This is a genomic window from Pseudomonas sp. TH39(2020), assembly GCF_016650715.1.
Classification (GTDB): domain Bacteria; phylum Pseudomonadota; class Gammaproteobacteria; order Pseudomonadales; family Pseudomonadaceae; genus Aquipseudomonas; species Aquipseudomonas mandelii_C.
On sequence record NZ_JAEKFF010000008.1, the window covers coordinates 152788 to 171471 of the forward strand.

At 59.8% G+C, this 18684-nt stretch carries 17 protein-coding genes and 1 pseudogene; 12 read left to right on the forward strand and 6 right to left on the reverse strand.

What is annotated here, in order from left to right; genetic code table 11:
- Nucleotides 1-5 precede the first annotated feature (5 nt).
- Nucleotides 6-668: a response regulator gene (locus JFU47_RS28980; RefSeq protein ID WP_123368266.1), complete on the forward strand. Its 663-nt coding sequence runs from the start codon at nt 6-8 to the stop codon at nt 666-668.
- Nucleotides 665-2083, forward strand: coding sequence for an ATP-binding protein (locus JFU47_RS28985; protein ID WP_201187587.1), 1419 nt, complete (start codon nt 665-667; stop codon nt 2081-2083). Before JFU47_RS28980 ends, JFU47_RS28985 begins: the two co-directional genes overlap by 4 nt.
- 52 nt (nt 2084-2135) lie before the next feature.
- On the opposite strand, the gene JFU47_RS28990 is transcribed toward JFU47_RS28985, so the two are convergent.
- Together JFU47_RS28990 and JFU47_RS28995 are read right to left on the reverse strand one after the other, a co-directional pair.
- Entirely contained in the window at nt 2136-2351 is a 216-nt protein-coding gene (locus JFU47_RS28990) for a DUF4287 domain-containing protein (RefSeq protein ID WP_140679290.1), read from the reverse strand.
- Between the two features lie 76 nt (nt 2352-2427).
- On the reverse strand, nt 2428-3312 hold the full coding sequence (locus JFU47_RS28995; protein ID WP_123368268.1) for a LysR family transcriptional regulator: 885 nt from the start codon (nt 3310-3312) through the stop codon (nt 2428-2430).
- 121 nt (nt 3313-3433) lie between these two features.
- On the opposite strand from JFU47_RS28995, the gene JFU47_RS29000 reads away from it, so the two are divergent.
- From JFU47_RS29000 to lldD, 3 genes are all read left to right on the forward strand, one after another.
- Entirely contained in the window at nt 3434-5152 is a 1719-nt protein-coding gene (locus JFU47_RS29000; protein WP_201187589.1) for a GMC family oxidoreductase, read from the forward strand.
- Between the two features lie 83 nt (nt 5153-5235).
- Nucleotides 5236-6858: an MFS transporter gene (locus tag JFU47_RS29005; protein WP_140679293.1), complete on the forward strand. Its 1623-nt coding sequence runs from the start codon at nt 5236-5238 to the stop codon at nt 6856-6858.
- 101 nt (nt 6859-6959) lie between these two features.
- Nucleotides 6960-8102: an FMN-dependent L-lactate dehydrogenase LldD gene (lldD, locus tag JFU47_RS29010; RefSeq protein ID WP_201187591.1), complete on the forward strand. Its 1143-nt coding sequence runs from the start codon at nt 6960-6962 to the stop codon at nt 8100-8102.
- Between the two features lie 146 nt (nt 8103-8248).
- On the opposite strand, the gene JFU47_RS29015 is transcribed toward lldD, so the two are convergent.
- From JFU47_RS29015 to JFU47_RS29025, 3 genes and pseudogenes are all read right to left on the reverse strand, one after another.
- On the reverse strand, nt 8249-8485 hold the full coding sequence (locus JFU47_RS29015; RefSeq protein WP_201187593.1) for a hypothetical protein: 237 nt from the start codon (nt 8483-8485) through the stop codon (nt 8249-8251).
- Nucleotides 8486-8857: 372 nt separating this feature from the next.
- Nucleotides 8858-9226: a DUF427 domain-containing protein gene (locus JFU47_RS29020; RefSeq protein WP_123368272.1), complete on the reverse strand. Its 369-nt coding sequence runs from the start codon at nt 9224-9226 to the stop codon at nt 8858-8860.
- Between the two features lie 149 nt (nt 9227-9375).
- Nucleotides 9376-10260, reverse strand: a pseudogene (locus JFU47_RS29025) (LysR family transcriptional regulator); the annotation flags it as partial.
- A 72-nt stretch (nt 10261-10332) separates the two neighbouring features.
- Here JFU47_RS29025 and JFU47_RS29030 point away from each other — a divergent pair.
- The 7 genes from JFU47_RS29030 (at nt 10333) to JFU47_RS29060 (ending at nt 17781) form a co-directional block, all read left to right on the forward strand.
- The gene (locus tag JFU47_RS29030; protein ID WP_242485187.1) at nt 10333-10815 is read left to right on the forward strand and encodes an NAD-dependent epimerase/dehydratase family protein; all 483 of its coding nucleotides are present in this window, start codon (nt 10333-10335) and stop codon (nt 10813-10815) included.
- 129 nt (nt 10816-10944) lie between these two features.
- Nucleotides 10945-13176 (forward strand): C1 family peptidase, encoded by a 2232-nt coding sequence (locus tag JFU47_RS29035; RefSeq protein ID WP_201187595.1) that lies wholly within the window; start codon nt 10945-10947, stop codon nt 13174-13176.
- 118 nt (nt 13177-13294) lie between these two features.
- Nucleotides 13295-15244 (forward strand): DNA topoisomerase III, encoded by a 1950-nt coding sequence (locus JFU47_RS29040; protein ID WP_201187596.1) that lies wholly within the window; start codon nt 13295-13297, stop codon nt 15242-15244.
- Nucleotides 15245-15322: 78 nt separating this feature from the next.
- Nucleotides 15323-15952, forward strand: a complete 630-nt coding sequence (locus tag JFU47_RS29045; protein ID WP_201187597.1) for a glutathione S-transferase family protein — start codon at nt 15323-15325, stop codon at nt 15950-15952.
- 48 nt (nt 15953-16000) lie between these two features.
- Nucleotides 16001-16504: a GNAT family N-acetyltransferase gene (locus JFU47_RS29050; RefSeq protein ID WP_201187598.1), complete on the forward strand. Its 504-nt coding sequence runs from the start codon at nt 16001-16003 to the stop codon at nt 16502-16504.
- A 520-nt stretch (nt 16505-17024) separates the two neighbouring features.
- Nucleotides 17025-17354: a hypothetical protein gene (locus JFU47_RS29055; protein WP_008151464.1), complete on the forward strand. Its 330-nt coding sequence runs from the start codon at nt 17025-17027 to the stop codon at nt 17352-17354.
- Nucleotides 17355-17478: 124 nt separating this feature from the next.
- Complete coding sequence (locus JFU47_RS29060) at nt 17479-17781, forward strand: hypothetical protein (protein WP_111452523.1); 303 nt, start codon at nt 17479-17481, stop codon at nt 17779-17781.
- On the opposite strand, the gene cynR is transcribed toward JFU47_RS29060, so the two are convergent.
- Nucleotides 17767-18672, reverse strand: coding sequence for a transcriptional regulator CynR (gene cynR / locus JFU47_RS29065; protein ID WP_201187599.1), 906 nt, complete (start codon nt 18670-18672; stop codon nt 17767-17769). The two genes, JFU47_RS29060 and cynR, sit on opposite strands and share 15 nt — an antisense overlap.
- Between the last annotated feature and the right edge of the window lie 12 nt (nt 18673-18684).

An 18684-nucleotide genomic window follows, 5' to 3' on the forward strand; every position in this document is an offset into this window, starting at 1 on the left:
TCCGTGTGCGCTTATTACTGGTTGAAGATGACGTGGCCCTGGGCGAAGGCATCCATCAGGCCCTGGGCCGCGAAGGTTATACCGTTGATTGGTTGCAGGACGGCAGCAGTGCCTTGCATTCGTTGCTCAGCGAAAACTTTGATCTGGCGGTGCTCGACCTCGGCCTGCCGCGCATGGACGGGCTGGAAGTGCTGCGCCGCCTGCGTGACAGCGGTTCCAATCTGCCCGTGCTGATCCTCACCGCGCGGGATGCCACCGAAGACCGTATCGCCGGGCTGGATGCCGGCGCCGACGACTACCTGATCAAGCCCTTTGATCTGGCCGAACTCAAGGCGCGCCTGCGGGCCTTGCTGCGGCGCAGTGCCGGCCGCGCGCAGATGCTGATCGAACACGCCGGCATCAGCCTCAACCCCGGCACCCAGCAAGTCAGCTATCTGGGCGAGCCGGTCGCGCTGACGCCCAAGGAATATCAGCTACTCCACGAATTACTCTCGCCACCGGGCCGGGTCATGACCCGCGATCACTTGATGCAGTTGCTTTACGGCTGGAACGAAGAAGCCGAAAGCAACACCCTGGAAGTGCACATCCATCATCTGCGCAAGAAATTCTCCACCGATCTGATCCGTACCATTCGCGGTGTCGGTTATCTGGTGGAGGAGCGTCGATGACGTCAATCCGGCGCCGTACCCTGACGCTGATCATCGGCCTGATGCTCGCGGGTCTGGCGATGATCAGCATGTTCAACCTGCACGACAGCAATCATGAAATCGCCGAAGTCTACGATGCCCAACTCGCGCAGAACGCCCGGCTGTTGCAGGGTGTGATGCGCATGCCCATGGCCAGCAAGCAACACGCTGACCTGTATCAGGCCTTCAACAAGGCGTTGGGCGAGGCAGAGCCAAGAGTCGACGGCCATCCCTATGAAACCAAACTTGCCTTTCAGGTGTGGAATCGTCAGGGCGAAGTGCTGGTGCACACAGCCAGCGCGCCCTCCTTCACTGCGCCGCTGTCGGTGCCTGGTTTCAGCGACGTGGTGGACTTGAGTGACCGTCACTGGCGCGCGTTTGTACTTGAAGATAAACAGAATGACCTGCGGATCTGGGTCGGTGAACGTGAAGACGTGCGTTCGGACCTGGTGGAGCGAATTGTGCGCCATACCCTGTGGCCCAATGTGCTGGGCAGCCTGATTCTGGCTGCCTTGGTCTGGCTGGCCATTGGCTGGGGCCTCAAGCCCCTGGCCGACATGGCGGCGACGCTGCGGGCTCGGCACAGCGGCTCTCTGGAACCGCTGCAACTGACCCCGCTGCCCAGCGAGCTCGAGCCGATGCAAGCGGCGCTCAATCGCATGCTCGCGCAGATTCAGGAAGTGCTCGGCCGCGAGCGGCGCTTTATCGCCGACGCCGCCCATGAAATGCGCACCCCCCTGGCGGTGCTGCGGGTGCATGCGCAAAACCTGTTGGAGGCCGGCACCGAACAGGAGCGTCGGGAATCGCTGGCGTTTCTGATTTCGGGCGTGGACCGAGCCAGCCGGTTGGTCAACCAATTGCTGACCATGGCGCGCCTCGAGCCCACAGCCGTAACACCGGTGCTGCACACGATCGACCTGACTCAAACGGTGCGCGACAGCCTGGCTCAGCTAACACCCTGGTTACTGAGCAAGAACCTTGAGCTGGCCTTCGACGTCATTGACCGTCCCTTTACCGTGATGGCAGACGCGGCGGCCATCGACATCGCCCTGAACAACCTCATCAGTAACGCGGCAAACTTCTCCCCGGAACATGGTGTTATCACCGTGCAGTTAAGTCAGGCGGACGGTTTCTATTCGCTGAGTGTCGAGGATCAGGGACCGGGCATCGACGAAGGGGAACGCGGGCGCTTGTTCGAACGCTTTTACAGTCGCGGTAACGCCCAGGGGGCGGGGTTGGGACTGACGATCGTCAACACCATTGCAACTCGGCTGGGTGGACGCATTACCCTGGTCAACCGGCCGGAGGGCGGATTGCGGGCGACGCTGTCGATTCCGGACGGCCAACGGCTCAGTCCATTGCAGCGAACCACCCGCGAGCTGCCGCCCAAGGATTGAGTTGTTGCGGTCCCAAGCGGCTAAACAATCTGTGGCGTGGGAGCTTGTCGGTTCACGTTTTAGCGCTCGCCAAATAATGCGCAACCAAAGCATTGGCATGCCCATGCCCCATACCGTGTTCAGTCTTCAGCCACGCCACCATTTCCATGTGCTTCTTTGCGCTCACCGTTCCCAGCAGATCCAGCCAGTGGCTGATTGGCTGCCCGTACTTTTTCTCGATTGACGGAAAGTACGACGCCGGGCCTTTTGTTTTTGTATCGTCGGTCATGCTGCAAGCTCCCTTTATCGCGACGGAGTGTCGGATAACGCTCCTTGTCGTCATCCAATAGACTGGACGCCAAACGCTATCCCAGCAACAACCCCTGCTCCGCCTCACACAACGCCACTACGTAATCCCACAACACCCGCAACCGCACGGATTTGTGCAGCTCGCGCCGCGTGCTGATCCAGTAGCTGCGCTGAATACTCTCATCCGGCAACAACGGCACCAGGCCGGGATCAGCGCTGGCCATGTAACACGGCAGCACGGCGATCCCCAGCCCGGAACGCGCGGCCTGTTGTTGGGCGATGACGCTGGTGCTGTGAAACACCACCTGCGGATTGCGACAGAAGCTGTTGAGAAACACCAATTCCTGGCTGAACAGCAAGTCATCGACGTAACCGATCCAGGCGTGGCGACCGAGGTCTTCGCGGCTGCGCAGCGGTGGTGAGCGGTCCAGATACTCCTGGCTGGCGTACAGCGCCAATCGATAGTCAGTCAGTTTGCGTGTGACCAGCATGTCGGCGGCCGGGCGCTCGAGGTGGATGCTGATTTCCGCTTCGCGGTTGAGGATGCTGACGAAACGCGGCACCGCCACCAGTTCCACTTCGAGCCCCGGATAACGTTCGAACAGGCCGTTCATGCGGCTGGCGAGGAACATGATGCCCAACCCCTCTGTCACGCCGACGCGGATCTTGCCCAGCGGCGCCGTGGATTGGGTGATTTCTTCCTGCGCCAGCAACGCGACGTTTTCCATGGCTTCGGCGTGTTTGAGCAACGCTTCGCCCGCCGGCGTCAGCTCATAACCCTGGGCATGCTGGACAAACAACGCCGTGCCGAGGCTCTTTTCGATGGCCTCGATGTGCCGGGCCACGGTGGCGTGGGTGGTGTTCAAACGGCGGGCGGCGGTGAGCAGACGCCCGCTGCGCTGCAATTCGAGAAAAAACCGCAGGTCATTCCAGTCGAACATGAACCGTCCTTGAGGTGAGGCTGTTTAAAAACGCACAGCGGCTGCGCAAAAACTAACATTCTTTTGACGAAAGCTAACAACTAGGATGACCAACAACAAGAACAACAACATGAGGTCACGGATGCAGACTTCCCTGGATGAATACGACTACATCGTGGTCGGGGCCGGGCCGGCCGGTTGTTTGCTGGCCAATCGGTTGTCGGCCAACCCGCAACATCGCGTGCTGCTGCTCGAAGCTGGCGGCCGCGACAACTATGCGTGGATTCACATCCCCGTGGGTTACCTGTTCTGCATCGGCAACCCGCGCACCGACTGGTGCTTCAAGACCGAAGCGCAACCCGGCCTGCAAGGTCGCGCCCTGAGTTATCCGCGTGGCAAAGTGCTCGGTGGCTGTTCCTCGATCAACGGCATGATCTACATGCGCGGCCAGGCCGGCGACTACGACCGCTGGGCGGCTCAGGGCAATCCCGGCTGGAGCTGGCAAGACGTGCTGCCGTTGTTCAAAAAGAGCGAAAACCATTTTGCTGGCGACTCGGCGTTTCACGGCGCCGCCGGTGAATGGAGAATCGAACGTCAGCGACTGTCGTGGCCGATTCTCGATGCTTTCCAAAGGGCCGCCGAGCAAAGCGGCATCGCCAGCATCGATGACTTCAACCAGGGCGACAATGAAGGCTGCGGCTACTTCCAGGTCAACCAGAAAGCCGGTATTCGCTGGAACGCGGCCAAGGCGTTTCTCAAACCGATCCGCAACCGCCCCAATCTCACCGTACTGACCGATGTCGAAGTGGATCGCGTGCTGCTGGATAACGGCCGTGCGTCGGCGGTCAGTGCGCGTTGGCAGGGTGAGACGAAAACCTTCAAGGCACGCAAGGAAATCGTACTGTGCGCAGGTTCCGTCGGCTCACCGAGCATCCTGCAACGTTCCGGGATCGGCCCTCGCCCGCTGCTGCAACGATTGGGGATCGGCGTTGCTCATGAGCTGCCCGGCGTGGGTGGCAATCTGCAGGATCACCTGCAACTGCGCCTGATCTACAAACTGGAGAACGCCCGCACCCTTAACCAGATCGCCGGCAGCCTGTGGGGCAAGATGGGCATGGGCCTGCGTTACCTGTATGACCGCAGCGGCCCGCTGTCCATGGCGCCGAGCCAGCTCGGGGCCTTCGCCCGTTCGGGACCGGAGCAAACATCGGCGAATCTCGAGTACCACGTTCAACCGCTGTCGCTGGAGCGTTTCGGCGAGCCGTTGCATGCGTTCCCCGCCTTCACGGCGTCGGTGTGCGATCTGCGCCCGCAAAGCCGTGGTCGCATCGAGATCCGCTCCACCGATCCGCAGGAAGCACCGCTGATCCAGCCCAATTACTTGAGCCATCCGGAGGACTTGCGGGTGGCAGCAGACGCCATTCGCCTGACCCGCCGCATCGTCGCCGCCCCGGCCCTGCAAGCGTTCAAACCGGTCGAGTACTTGCCCGGCGACAGCTTGCAGAGCGAAGAGCAATTGCACGAAGCCGCCGCCCGCATCGGCACAACGATTTTCCATCCTGTCGGCACCTGCCGCATGGGCAACGACACGGACGCCGTGGTCGATGCCGAGCTGCGCGTCCATGGCATCCCGGGCCTGCGCATCGCCGACGCCTCTATCATGCCGCGCATCACCTCGGGCAACACCTGTTCGCCTACGCTGATGATTGCCGAAAAAGCCGCACAACTGATCCTGGCCACTCCTGTAAACACTATCCCTGTGGGAGCGAGCCTGCTCGCGAAAGCGGTGGATCATTCAACATTGATGTTGACTGACACGACGCCTTCGCGAGCAGGCTCGCTCCCACAAGGATTGCACTAGATTCGCGGACGTTGGAATGACCCCTGCAAGGAACACGCAACATCAGTGGAACAAAAAAAACAATCACTGTGAGGGATACCGATATGTCAGAACATGTTCAGCCCCTGGAAGCCGTGCGCAGCGCGGGCACCAGCCAGGAAACCCAGAAAGTCATCTTCGCCTCGTCGCTCGGGACGGTCTTCGAGTGGTACGACTTTTTCCTCTATGGCGCCCTCGCGGCGGTAATCAGCAAACAGTTTTTCGCCGGGGTCAACGACACCACGGCGTTCATCTTTGCGCTGATGGCCTTCGCTGCCGGCTTCATCGTGCGGCCGTTCGGCGCTTTGGTGTTCGGCCGGTTGGGGGACATGATCGGACGTAAATACACCTTCCTTGCAACCATCATCCTCATGGGCCTGGCGACTTTCTGCGTCGGGTTGCTACCGACCTACGCGAGCATCGGCATCGCCGCGCCGATCATTCTTGTGGTGCTGCGCATGCTTCAGGGCCTGGCCCTGGGCGGTGAATACGGCGGCGCTGCCACTTACGTGGCCGAACACGCACCGACGGGAAAACGCGGCTTCCACACCAGCTGGATTCAGTCCACCGCAACCCTCGGCTTGCTGCTGTCGCTGCTGGTGGTGCTCGGTTGCCGCTACTTCACCGGTGACCAGTTCGAAGTCTGGGGCTGGCGGATTCCGTTTCTGTTTTCGATCATTCTGCTGGGCATCTCGACCTGGATTCGCATGAGCCTGCACGAGTCGCCGGCGTTCGTGAAAATGAAAGAGGAAGGCAAGCTCTGCAAGTCGCCGCTGCGCGACTCCTTCGGCAAATGGGAAAACCTGAAAGTCGTACTGATCGCCCTGTTCAGCATCAACGCCGGGCAAGCCGTGACTTTCTACGCGGCGCAATTCTACGTGCTGTTCTTCCTCACCCAGTTCCTGAAAATGGACCCGGCGCTGGCCAACAGCCTGCTGATCGTCAGTGTGATCATCGGCGCCCCGTTCTTCATTTTCTTCGGCTGGCTGTCGGATAAAGTCGGGCGCAAACCGGTGCTGATGATCGGCCTGCTGCTGGCGACTGCACTGTACTTCCCGATCTTCAAGTCCATCGCCCACTACGCCAACCCGGCCATTGACCAGGCCAGCCGTCAGGCACCGATCACCGTGCTGGCGGACCCGGCCACCTGCACCTTCCAGTTCGACCCGGTGGGCAAGGCGAAATTTGACAGCCCTTGCGACAAGGTCAAAACCTTCCTGGTGAAACAGGGCCTTCCTTACAGCAGCGAAGCTGCACCGGCCGGCAGTGCCGTGCAGGTGAGCGTCGGGGAAGTGAAACTCGATGGTTACGATGAGGCGGCCTTGCGTGGCGCCGTGACCCTGGCGGGGTATCCGTCAAAAGCCGACACCCAGTTGATCAACAAACCGATGATCGTGGCGCTGATCGTCGCGCTGATCATCATTTCCGCCATGTGCTACGGCCCGCTGGCAGCGCTGATGGTCGAACTGTTCCCGACCCGCATCCGCTACACCTCGATGTCCCTGCCGTACCACATCGGTAATGGCTGGTTCGGCGGTTTCCTGCCGACGGTGTCGTTTGCCTTGGTGGTGTACACCGGCGACATCTTTTACGGGCTGTGGTACCCGGTGGTGATTACCGGCGTGAGCCTGGTCGTCGGGCTGATCTGTTTACGTGAAACCAAGAACGTGGACCTGGATACCAACTGACAGCACGTGCAAAAAAACGCCCCGCAATGCGGGGCGTTTTCGTTAATCTGACTCTACGCTCGACGCAACCATCGCCCCGCCACTCACCAGACCGAGGCACCATGATCATTTCATCCGCATCCGACTATCGCGAGGCAGCACGTCGCAAACTCCCGCGTTTTTTGTTTGATTACATTGATGGCGGGGCTTATGCAGAGCATACGCTGAGGGCCAATAGCGCTGATCTGACGGGCATCAGCCTGCGTCAGCGCATTCTGAAAAATGTCGAAACCTTGAGTCTTGAAACCACCCTCTTCGACCAACCGCTTTCAATGCCCATCATCTTGGCCCCAGTCGGCCTGACGGGCATGTTCGCCCGTCGTGGTGAGGTGCAGGCGGTTAAAGCGGCGGAAAATAAAGGCATCCCGCTTTGCCTATCAACAGTTTCGGTGTGCTCGATCGAGGAAGTCTCGGCACAAAGCCAGCAATCCATCTGGTTTCAGCTGTATGTGTTGAAGGACAGAGGTTTCATGAAGAATGCACTGGAACGGGCGAAGGCCGCCGGTGTGAAAAACCTGGTGTTTACCGTGGACATGCCCACGCCCGGCGCCCGATACCGGGACGCACACTCGGGCATGTCAGGTCCTTTTGCATCATCGCGACGAATGCTTCAGGCCATGACCAAACCCGACTGGGCATTCAACGTCGGCGTCATGGGGCGACCACACGACCTGGGCAATATCTCGAAGTACCTGGGCAAAGCCGTCACCCTCGAGGACTACATGGGCTGGTTGGCCAATAACTTCGACCCTTCGATCAGCTGGAGCGATCTGGAGTGGATTCGTGAGTTCTGGAAAGGCCCGATGATCATCAAAGGCATTCTCGATCCTCAGGATGCCCGGGACGCGGTCAGCTTTGGCGCGGATGGCATTGTCGTGTCGAACCACGGTGGAAGACAGCTGGACGGCGTGCTCTCCACCACCCGGGCATTGCCGCCCATCATGCAAGCTATCGGTAATGATTTGACGGTACTGGTCGACTCGGGCATCCGCTCGGGGCTTGATGTTGTGCGGATGTTGGCGCTAGGCGCAAAAGGCGTATTACTGGGGCGTTCCATGGCCTATGCACTGGCCGCCGATGGTCAACGCGGGGTGGAGAATATGCTGGATATCTTCGCCAAGGAAATGCGCGTCGCCATGACCTTGACCGGGGTGACCTCGATTAGCCAGATTGATGAATCCACGCTGGTGGATGGTGTTCGATGAGTTGAGCGCAAGGTTGGGGTACATATCCGTTTCTGCGGTGATGGCTGCTGGCGGTTTCGCTTTTACAGCGAGTCACTTGGAAAAGCCCCAAGTAACCAAGGGCTCCTACCCCGCCATTCGGTGCCTCGCCTAGGCTCGGCATGCCCTCACTCCGGCATTGCTCCGGGAAAGGGGCAGCAGATCAAGATCAAAAACCAAAGCAACGGCAACAGCAACAGCAACGGCAACAGCAACAGCAACAGCAACAGCAACAGCAACAACAACAACAACAACAACAACAGCAACAGCAACAGCAACAGCAACGGCAAGATCAACAGCTTCGCGAGCAAGCCCGCTCCCACATAAAGCAGATCGGCATACAGCTTTTGCTTCTCACCACTCAACAGGCCGAGCGTTAGCTCGCCTGCAGCTCTTGATCTTGATGCCCCGCCCCCTCGTGAGGCCGAGTGGAGGTTCTGCGCAGTGGGCAACCCGGCATGGATGCCGGGTTAGCCGCCCCCGGCCATGGATGGCCGATGGCGGCGGGCCCACGGAGCAGGACCGGAGCGAGGGCATGCCGAGCCTAGGCGAGGCACCGAACGTCAGGGGCAAAGCGCTTTGGTTACTTTCCGCCGGGCCGCGCAGGCTCTTCGAAAGTGACCCGCCGTAAGGGCGGAACCCTAAGCCGCCGTGACCGCAGAAACGGATATGTACACAATCAACAAAAAATAGATCCACCGCCCTCTCGCTACACATGTGTGCCTGGAAAGCGCCCCTCACTCAACGTCTTTGAGAATTTCAAAGGTCACTTGGTCGGGATAAAACGCCATGTAGCTGCGAATCTGCTCTACCGACACTTTGGGGTCTTCATAGCTCCACACCGCGTTAGCGCCCTCATGTCCCGGGATTTGCAGACTGAAATAGCTGGCATCGCCCTTGTAGGGGCAATAACTCGTGTGATCGGTGCGGGCAAAGTACTTTTCATCGATATCCTCCCGCGGTACGTAATACACCGGAGGATAGTTGGCCTCGAGCAACACCAGCGCCCTTGCCGACGCGGCCACCTGGATACCGTGAAACTTTACAAGCAGGCAGCCCGGCTGCTCTGCGATGGTGATGACAGGACTAGGACCGGTGCTTTTCATGAAATACGTTCCTCATGACGGAGATGGGCTGCGCTGCAGCCCCAAAACCTGAGACCACGACTTTCAGGTATAACCCAGATTTTGCACTCACGACGGCTTCGCAGCCGAACGGGAGAGAGCCCCTCGTCGGCCGCGGCCCGCTGCGAGCGCGTCAGCGGCATGTGCGCCGCCACAAACTCAATAAATACCCGCAGTTTCGGCGGCACCTGCCGCCCGGAGGGCCAGAGCAGATTGAACTGGCCCGTCTCACAGGTAAAATCCTCAAGCACTTCCACCAGACGGCCATCGGCCAACGCCTCGCGAACCACAAAATCTGCAGCATAGGTAATGCCCAGGCCCTGCACGGCGAGGTCCATGCCCCCTTCCACCGAATTGCAGATCATGGAGCGCGGCAGTTCCAGTTCAACAGGCTGATCATCGCGTTTGAACGGCCAGGTCTGCAGTTTGCCGGATTGGGGAAAGCGAAAATGAATGCAGGCATGCTGGTGCAAGTCTTCAGGTGATTGCGGCGTGCCCTTGCGGGCGAGGTACGCGGCCGATCCGACGGTGAGCATGCGGAAAGTACCCAGCGGCCGTGCTGACAACCCGGAATCCTTGGGCGCGCCGCTGCGGATCACCGCGTCGAAACCCTCGGTGACGACATCGGTCAGGCGGTCGGTGAATTCAAGATCCAGCTGGATATCGGGATAACGCGACTGAAACGCCCCAAAGATCGACAAAAAAGGTTTGGCAATCATCGGCAGGCTGATGCGCAGCGGCCCTTGGGGAACCGACACATTTTGCGATAGCTCCTCGCCGGCCACTTCCAGCTCCGACAGGATCCGCCGGCAGCGCTCGACAAACTGCGCACCTTCGGCGGTCAAGGTGATGCTGCGGGTGCTGCGGTGAAACAGCCGCACACCAAACTTCGCCTCGAGCCGTGCAATGCTTTTGCTCACCGCAGAGGCCGAGATGCCCAGGGCTCTTCCCGCGCCGACAAAGCTGCGGGCTTCGGCGGCGGCGACGAATACGCCGATGGCGTTCAGGCTTTCCATGACGGCTCCATTGAGGATTCTGGAGTCCATTCTAAACAGAGCTAAAGCCCATTTTTCCGCTAATTGCGCCTGATGAAGGCCGCCAGTGAAGGCATTCGCACCGTGGTGATTTGTCCGAGCAACATTTACGGCGTGGGCCACGGCCTGACCGATCATAGCTTTCAACTGCCTTTCCTGATCGCTCGCGCCCGTGAAACCGGCGTCCTGCGCATCGTCGGCAAAGGTCTCAACCGCTGGTCCAACGTGCACATCGATGATGTGGCCGAACTGTTTGTGCTGGCCCTGAAAAAGGCCCCGGCCGGAGCGTTCTACTTCATCGAGAACGGTGAGGCGTCGTTCGCCGATATTGGCGCGGCCCTCGCTGAACGCATGGAGCTGGGGCCGGTCCAGTCGTGGTCGGTGGAAGAAGCCGAACAACACTGGGACCCGATGCACGTGCATTACACCTTCGGCTCCAACAGTCGGGTGATCGCCAAGCGTGCCCGCGCGGAACTGGGCTGGGTACCGCGTCACGGTTCGATTCTGGACTGGATCAAGAACCAGATGCCGCTTTAAGCGGGGCAAACACTCGAAGTCGGTGAAACATCGTCTACGATCAATAAGACCGTTGACCTCCCTACTGCCCAGACAGGCAGTCGTGGCATGGCGTGGGGATTTGAGTCTCAGACACTTGAGGGTCTCACCATGCCCGCCACACAGTTTTCCCTCGACCAGAAAATCATCACCCTCGACGCCCGTCCGGATCGTCTCGACCTGCGCGATCACATTTTTACCCCGCGGGTCCAGTCACTGCCGCCCTCCTGGCCCGCCGACAAAGACATTGCCTCCGAACTCTCGGGCTACCTGGACAAAAACATGGTGCTCTACCAGGGCAACGAAGGCGCGTGCACCGGGTTCGGGCTGGCGGCGGTGGTCAACTTTCTGTTGTGGCGGCGAGACAGGGCCTCCACCAAAACGAGTCCGCGCCAGCTTTATCATCTGGCCAAACTCTATGATGAATGGCCTGGCGAAGATTACGTGGGTTCCAGTTGTCGCGGCGCGTTGAAGGGTTGGCACAAACACGGCGTCTGCGCACAGGAACTGTGGCCCTATACCGTCAAGCCGGACGGATCGGTTCCGGCCTTTGAAGCACCGGCGGAGAATTGGGCGATGGATGCCATGACGCGACCGCTGGGGGTTTACTACCGTGTCGAGAAGGACGATGTCACCGCCATGATGGCGGCGCTGTATGAGGCCGGCGCGCTTTTCGTCTCTGCCAATGTGCATCAGGGCTGGGCACTGATGCGACCCAAAGGCAAAAAACAGCCGGCGGTGGAATTCCAGAGCATCTCTCAGTTGCCCGTCATCAAATGGCCGGCAGCCAGTGAGGGCGGTCACGCCTTTGCCTTGATCGGGTACACCAGTCAGGGGTTCATCGTGCAGAATTCCTGGTCAACCGCTTGGGGATTTTCCGGCTTCGCCATCCTGACGTTCGAAGACTGGCTGGCCAATGGCACCGACGCCTGGACCGTGGCCCTCGGGGTACCGATCGAACGCGGCGCGTTATCGCAAAACGCACGCCCTTCAGGCGCACGGACTGGCGCTCAATCACCGTTTCGTAGCGCGCTGTCCAGTTCCAGCGCCAAGCGCGAAGGGTTTTCCCTATTCACGGCCAGCACCAGCGAGCCCGATCGCAAAGGGCCGCCGCTGTTGACCAAGGATCAGGCTTACGGCCTGACCATCGTGATGGAAAACAACGGCAGCATCGGCCCTCGTCTCACCGACGTGGAAAACGTCCGGGCGGGCGTCAAGCGCATCGTCTACGAGGCGCCTCGCGCCTGGTATGACAAGCTGCCGGCGGCCAACAAACCCGCCGTGCTGCGCATCGCCGTCATTGCCCACGGCGGGCTCAATTCCGAGCAGGATTCGATCAATCGCATTTGTGCGATGGCGCCCTACTTCCTTGAAAACGGTGTCTATCCGCTGTTTGTCACCTGGCGCACCGGGGCCCTCGAGACGCTGGCAGATATCGTCCAGGACACCCTTCCCGGACTATTTCCCGAAGCCGGCAGCATCAGCGATGCATTGAAGGCGATCAAGGACAAAGCCGTGGAAGGCTTCGATCGCACGCTGGAACTGGCGACCAAAAAACCCGGCGGCGACCAGTGGAGCCAGATGAAACAGAACGCCGAAGCCGCCGCAGTCGCCGGTTTTACCCCGCGTGGGCTGGTGGAAATGGCGGAGAACCTGAAAAACCTGGTCGCCGACATCGGCAAGAAGAACGTCGAGCTGCATTTGATCGGCCATTCCGCAGGCTCCCTGATCAATGGCCACTTGATTCAACTGCTGTGGGCCAGGGGTTTGCCCACCCAAACCTCGACGCTGATGGCCCCGGCCTGCACCCTCGATTTCGCCAACCAGACCTACCGCAAAGTCATCGAAGGTGGAGGCCTCAAGCGCAAGGACTTCCACATCCACCTCATGTCCGACAGTCGTGAACAGGATGACAACGTCATCGGCGTGTACCACAAATCCCTGCTGTACCTCGTTTCCCGTGCCTACGAAGAACTGCAACGCATGCCGCTGCTGGGCATGGCCAAAAGCCTGGACAAGCAGTGCCAGGACTTCAGCAATCCCGATCTGGCGGAGTGGAACATTGCCGCCAAAAACATGACCGAACAGTGGAACCAGTTTTACTTCGGGAAAACCATTCCGACCGGGTTTGCCGCAACGGGTCGCGGGCTTCCCGAAGCGTTCGCTCAAACCCTGCATATCTTCAACGATCCGAAAATGAACTATGGCGCGGGGACCAAAAAGGACACCTCCCACGGAGGCTTCGATAATGATGTGAACGTGATTACCGCCGCGTTGCTGACCATTCTCAGGCGAGAGCCCGGCGCGAAGCTGGATCAACCGGTGGTTAACCTGAACTACTGAGGAGCCTGCGCAATGAATCGCAACGCACCGACTGTACATCCATACAGATAAAGATTGCCCCATCGCTCATCAGCCGCCATTCTGTCCGCCTCTCGACAGTTGATGAGCGATGGTGGTTATGCGGCTGTACCTCTGTGAAAAACCTTCCCAGGCCAAAGACATTGCGGCCGTCCTCGGCGCCAGGCGTCGTGGCGACGGCTGCTGGCTGGGAACGGACGTCACGGTGACCTGGTGCATCGGCCATCTGCTGGAAACCGCGCCGCCCGACGCCTATGACGCGCGTTACAAGCGCTGGGTGCTGGCGGATCTGCCGATCATTCCAGAGAAGTGGAAGATGACCGTCAAACCGCGTACTGCCAGCCAGTACAAAGCGGTCAAACGGCTGCTCGGCGAGGCCAGCGAACTGGTGATCGCCACCGACGCCGACCGTGAGGGCGAGATGATCGCCCGGGAACTGGTGGAGCATTGCCGCTATCGCGGGCCGATCCAGCGGTTATGGCTGTCGGCGCTGGACGATGCGTCGATCCGCAAGGCGCTGGCAGCCCTGAAGCCGGGGGCCGAGACCTTTAGCCTTTACCATTCGGCACTCGGGCGCTCCCGGGCCGACTGGCTGATCGGGATGAACATGAGTCGGCTGTTCACGCTGCTGGGGCGTCAGTCCGGTTATCAAGGCGTATTGCCGGTCGGTCGGGTGCAAACGCCGACCTTGCGCCTGGTGGTGGATCGCGACCGCAGCATCGCCGATTTCGTGCCGGTCGCCTATTGGGCCATCGATGTGCAACTGCTGCACGACGGCACCGCGTTCACCGCCCAGTGGCGTGCGGCTTCCGACGTTTGCGACGATCAGGATCGCTGCCTGAATCAGGCGTTGGCGCAAAATGCAGCGGCAGCAATTGGCAGTGCGGCGAGTGCCCGGGTAATCAAACTGCGTACCGAGCGGATGCGCGAAGTGGCACCCCTGCCCTTCGATCTGGGCACCTTGCAGGAAGTCTGCTCGAAGAAGCTCGGGCTCGGCGCCCAGGAAACTCTCGACATCGCCCAGGCCCTGTACGAAACCCACAAGGTCATCACCTATCCTCGCAGCGACTGCGGTTACCTGCCCGTGAGTCAGCACAGCGAAGCACCGGGCATTCTTGCTGCGCTGAGGCAGGCTGATCCGGCGCTGAACGCCTTGAACGATTTCCTGGAGCCTCAGCGCCGCTCACGGGCCTGGAACGACGCCAAGGTCAGCGCTCACCACGGCATCATCCCCACGGCGGCGGCGAAAAACCTCGAGCGACTGGCAGGCAAGCAGCGGGCGGTCTATACCCTGATCCGCGCGCGTTACCTGGCGCAGTTTCTGCCCAACCATGAATACGACCGGACCCAGGCCGACTTCGACTGCGCCGGTGAAGCCTTGCGTGCCGTCGGCAAGCAGATCGTCGAGCCCGGCTGGAAACGCGCCCTGCCCGAAGCCCTCGCCCCGGCCAAGGGCCGCGAAGCACCGGCGCCGCAAACGCTGCCGGCATTGGCCGAAGGACGTGACTGCGCGGTGGCCGACGTGAAGCTCAAGGACCTCTGGACGCAACCGCCCAAACCGTTCACCGAAGGCGATCTGATCAAGGCGATGAAGAACGTCGCCAAACTGGTGGAAGATCCCCTGCTCAAGCAGAAACTCAAGGACACCACCGGCATCGGCACTGAAGCGACCCGCGCCTCGATCATCCAGGGCCTGCTCGACCGTGGTTATCTGATCAAGAACGGCAAGGCCCTGGCCGCCACCCCGGCCGCGTTCAGCCTGATCGATGCCGTGCCGCGTGCCATCGCCGACCCCGGGACCACAGCAATCTGGGAGCAGGCGCTGGACATGGTGCAGAGCGGCGAGATGAGCCTGGAAGAATTCGTCACCAAACAGGCCGCGTGGATGAGCAAACAGGTCGCCCGTTGCGCCGGCCTGAGCCTGACCATCAGCGGACCGGCAAGCCCCGCCGGGCGCGGTGCCACGCCATGGAAAAACAAACGCAAGCCCGCCAAACGCAAGCCCTCGACGGGCACTAAACGCGCAGCAAAACCGGCGAGCAAGGCTTGAGGGCACTTCGAACGAACCAAAAGGGTCTAGTGTTCTTCAAGCCCAGTGACAGCTCCATTTTCTGATAAGGCATCGACCATGATTATCGTGCATCACCTGAACAACTCCCGTTCCCAGCGGATTCTCTGGTTGCTGGAAGAATTGGCCATCCCTTACGAGCTGAAATGCTATCAGCGCGACCCGCAGACCAACCTGGCACCGCCGGAATTGAAAGCGATCAATGCCCTGGGTAAATCACCGGTCATTGAAGACGGCGCGCAGAAGCTGATCGAGTCCTCGGCGATCATCGACTACCTGATTCGCCGCCATGGCGACGGTCGCCTGCAACCCGATCCGTCCACCCCAGCCTATGACGAATACGTGCAGTGGCTGCATTTCGCCGAAGGTTCAGCAATGTTGCCGCTGATGTTGAACCTGTACGTGGGACGCCTCGGGGAAGCCGGCGCGCCGTTGCATCCACGGATCAATTCGGAGGTGGCCAACTACCTGGCCTACCTCGACACGGCTCTGAGCCAGTCCGATTACCTGCTGGGCGATGAGTTCAGCGCCGCCGACATCCAGATGAGTTTTATCGGCGAGATCGCCAGAGCCCAGGGCAAGCTCGGCAACTATCCTCATGTAGCGGCCTGGATTGAACGCTTTCAGGCTCGCCCGGCCTATCAAGCCGCACTGGAAACAGGTGGGAAATACGATTTTGCCCCCCACTGAGTGATCACGCCTGGGCCAGGGATGGCCTGCACCTCAGGAGCTATCAACATGCCCTTGATCGAACTGCACGCCGCCCAGCGCGACGAGCTGGAAACGATTGAAAACCTGATGCAGTTCTACATGTATGACTTCAGCGAGTGGCTGCCGCTGAAGCTCGGTGAGCATGGCTTCTTCAACGCTCAGCCCAAACCGGGTTACTGGCGCAACCCCGCAACCAGGCCGTTTCTGATCAAGGTCGACGGAGAATTGGCCGGTTTCGTGACGGTAGATGACGAAACCCATCTTCACGGCGCCGAGTACAACATCGGCTACTTCTTTGTCAGTCGACGCTTTCGTGGCCAAGGCGTCGCGAAGTTTGTCGTTTCCACCCTCTTGAGCCGGTTCCCCGGTCAATGGCAAATTTTCCACCTCGACGCGAATCAGCCTGCGCAGCGGTTCTGGACCCGGGTCTTGTCTGATCTCACCCATGGCGAGTTCACCCTGCATCAGCTGCCGGTAGACGGTTATCCCTGCACCGTTTACCGATTCCAGACATCGTTGCCATCGTCCTGACTGGCGCTTTCCCATTCCGCTTTTTAATTCCAAACGACTTTGTCCGACAATATGTAGTGACCAAAAATAATCACTACAAAACCGTTGACGCCTCCGATTTGCCCTTGCATGATGCAGACGTCTCCCCGATCGGGAGTACAGGCAACACGTTTGAGCAAGCTCGTCTGACCGCCGAGCTGTTTTTCCCGGATACACGCTGCCCACAAGGCAGATTGAAGAAGCTGACCTGGCCTGAACGTCCAGTACAAGGACGAGAAGCGCTGGCGATCAATCCTCATGAAGCTTGTGGCCGACCCTGAAAACGTCGGCAGTGGCCAGAAGGTTTTCGCCGCTTCTCCTCGTTGTGACGCTATTGCGTAGCAGTTATTCAACACGACTACATGCAGCAGACGCGGGACCCCGTCAATTTGGCGGCTGACCGCTGACGTCCTGGTTTCGGTGCCAGGGATCAACTAACCGATGGGCTACCTGTATTAGCGAATCAACTTTGAAAGATCACCAAATGGTCAAGGGGCTTACTATGAATCTGAACAATCAACCCACTATCGATGAACTGGCTCATCTGTTCGCTGCGCAAAAAGACAGCCATGACAGCCATATTCTGTGGATCAGCAAGTCGGGCCAGGTGCATATCGACTGCCTGTCGCCTCACGCCCATGAAGCGGAGTTCGACAAGAACAACCAGAACCTGCTCGCCCGACTGAAGATGTACCGTCGCGGCCAAGGCTATGTCGGCAAGAAAGCCGCGGCTGACAAGGACTTCATCGGTCATGTTCTGCAAACGCTGAAACAGGCATGGGCCTCGATGCAGAACCAGAACGAAGTTCGGGTGATTGACCGGTTCTACTGATACCTCCACACCCCATCCATAAAAAGGCCCCGCTCGTTACATCGAGCGGGGCCTTTTTGTTTGTCTCGTGCGCTCCAAACAACGCTATCGTTAACCGTGTGCACTGGATCATTGGAGGATTGTGATGAACATACAACTGACAGGCTTGCTGTTACTCGTAATGGCCAGTGCTGCCCATGCAAACAGCATCACCGGCGTGCCGTTGTTCGATGCGGACTGCCCCGGCAAAATCATCGTCCACGCGGATCAGGACGGACCGGTGCTGATCAACAGCAAGGAAGCAGAGACCAAAGCCATCGACGATCGCCGATTCGAAGCCAGGGGTTCGGGCGTCGTGATCTCGATCCTCCTCTCCGATGACGACTCGGTCACGGTGTCCTCTACTGGCAAGGCGCCCAATGGGGTGTGCCAATTAGTAGAAGACTGATGCCGTCGACTCACCTGCAGCCGCACCCAACACCAGTTCCATAAAAGCCACCGACGCTGCGCTGTGATAGTTGTTTTTGCGTCGGAGCAGCGCGGCTCCTCGTTTGGGCGCATCCCCTAATAACGGGATTTTGCGCAACGCCCGGTCCTCGGTGGCGATGGGTTCCGGAAGGATGGTGGCGATGGCGGTGTGCCGAATGACTTCCAGCAAGGTGCTCACCGAGTTGACCTCGATTACCACCTTCGGCGTGATCTGCTCCTGGGCAAAGTACTCATCAATACGGGTGCGGGTAACGAAGTCCGGAGCCAGTAGCGCAAATTCCAGTTGCGCGACCTCTTGCGCGGACAACGCGACCCGGCTTTCGTATAACGGGTGATCGCGCCCCACCATGACACCCAAGGTCTCGGTAAACGCCGGGATCGACTCGATGTCGGCATTTCTGACCTGGGTAAACGCGATGGCGATGTCCAGTGAGTCATCCACCAGCCCGGCCTCGATGTCATCCATCGACAGCTCGAAAATCTGTAGATGGATGTTCGGATACCGCGCCACGTAATCGCGCACCAGCGGCCCCACCAGGTACGCCATGAACGTTGGGGTCATGGCCAGCCGCAGGGTGCCGCGGGACAAGTCCTTTACGTCATGCAGCGCACGTTTGCCTGCCTCCAGTTCCACCAGCACCCGACGAGCACATTCAATGTAGGCCTCGCCCGCATCGGTGGGCTTCACCGTGCGCGAGGTTCGGTCGAACAGGCTCACGCCCAGGGTTTCTTCCAGTTGCCGGATCTGTTGGGACAGGGTCGGCTGCGAGACGTGATGCGCCTCGGCGGCGCGGGTGAAACCGCCGTGATCGGCGACCGCCAGCAAATAACGCAGGTGTCGGAGCAGCATTGCAATTCCCAT

Excerpts from the sequence above, each read along its gene's own strand:
- JFU47_RS28985 (WP_201187587.1), top strand. The coding sequence starts at position 665 with ATGACGTCAATCCGGCGCCGTACCCTGACGCTGATCATCGGCCTGATG.
- JFU47_RS28990 (WP_140679290.1), bottom strand. The coding sequence starts at position 2,351 with ATGACCGACGATACAAAAACAAAAGGCCCGGCGTCGTACTTTCCGTCA.
- JFU47_RS28995 (WP_123368268.1), bottom strand. The coding sequence starts at position 3,312 with ATGTTCGACTGGAATGACCTGCGGTTTTTTCTCGAATTGCAGCGCAGC.
- JFU47_RS29000 (WP_201187589.1), top strand. The coding sequence starts at position 3,434 with ATGCAGACTTCCCTGGATGAATACGACTACATCGTGGTCGGGGCCGGG.
- JFU47_RS29005 (WP_140679293.1), top strand. The coding sequence starts at position 5,236 with ATGTCAGAACATGTTCAGCCCCTGGAAGCCGTGCGCAGCGCGGGCACC.
- lldD (WP_201187591.1), top strand. The coding sequence starts at position 6,960 with ATGATCATTTCATCCGCATCCGACTATCGCGAGGCAGCACGTCGCAAA.
- JFU47_RS29020 (WP_123368272.1), bottom strand. The coding sequence starts at position 9,226 with ATGAAAAGCACCGGTCCTAGTCCTGTCATCACCATCGCAGAGCAGCCG.
- JFU47_RS29030 (WP_242485187.1), top strand. The coding sequence starts at position 10,333 with ATGAAGGCCGCCAGTGAAGGCATTCGCACCGTGGTGATTTGTCCGAGC.
- JFU47_RS29035 (WP_201187595.1), top strand. The coding sequence starts at position 10,945 with ATGCCCGCCACACAGTTTTCCCTCGACCAGAAAATCATCACCCTCGAC.
- JFU47_RS29040 (WP_201187596.1), top strand. The coding sequence starts at position 13,295 with ATGCGGCTGTACCTCTGTGAAAAACCTTCCCAGGCCAAAGACATTGCG.
- JFU47_RS29045 (WP_201187597.1), top strand. The coding sequence starts at position 15,323 with ATGATTATCGTGCATCACCTGAACAACTCCCGTTCCCAGCGGATTCTC.
- JFU47_RS29050 (WP_201187598.1), top strand. The coding sequence starts at position 16,001 with ATGCCCTTGATCGAACTGCACGCCGCCCAGCGCGACGAGCTGGAAACG.
- JFU47_RS29055 (WP_008151464.1), top strand. The coding sequence starts at position 17,025 with ATGAATCTGAACAATCAACCCACTATCGATGAACTGGCTCATCTGTTC.
- JFU47_RS29060 (WP_111452523.1), top strand. The coding sequence starts at position 17,479 with ATGAACATACAACTGACAGGCTTGCTGTTACTCGTAATGGCCAGTGCT.
- cynR (WP_201187599.1), bottom strand. The coding sequence starts at position 18,672 with ATGCTGCTCCGACACCTGCGTTATTTGCTGGCGGTCGCCGATCACGGC.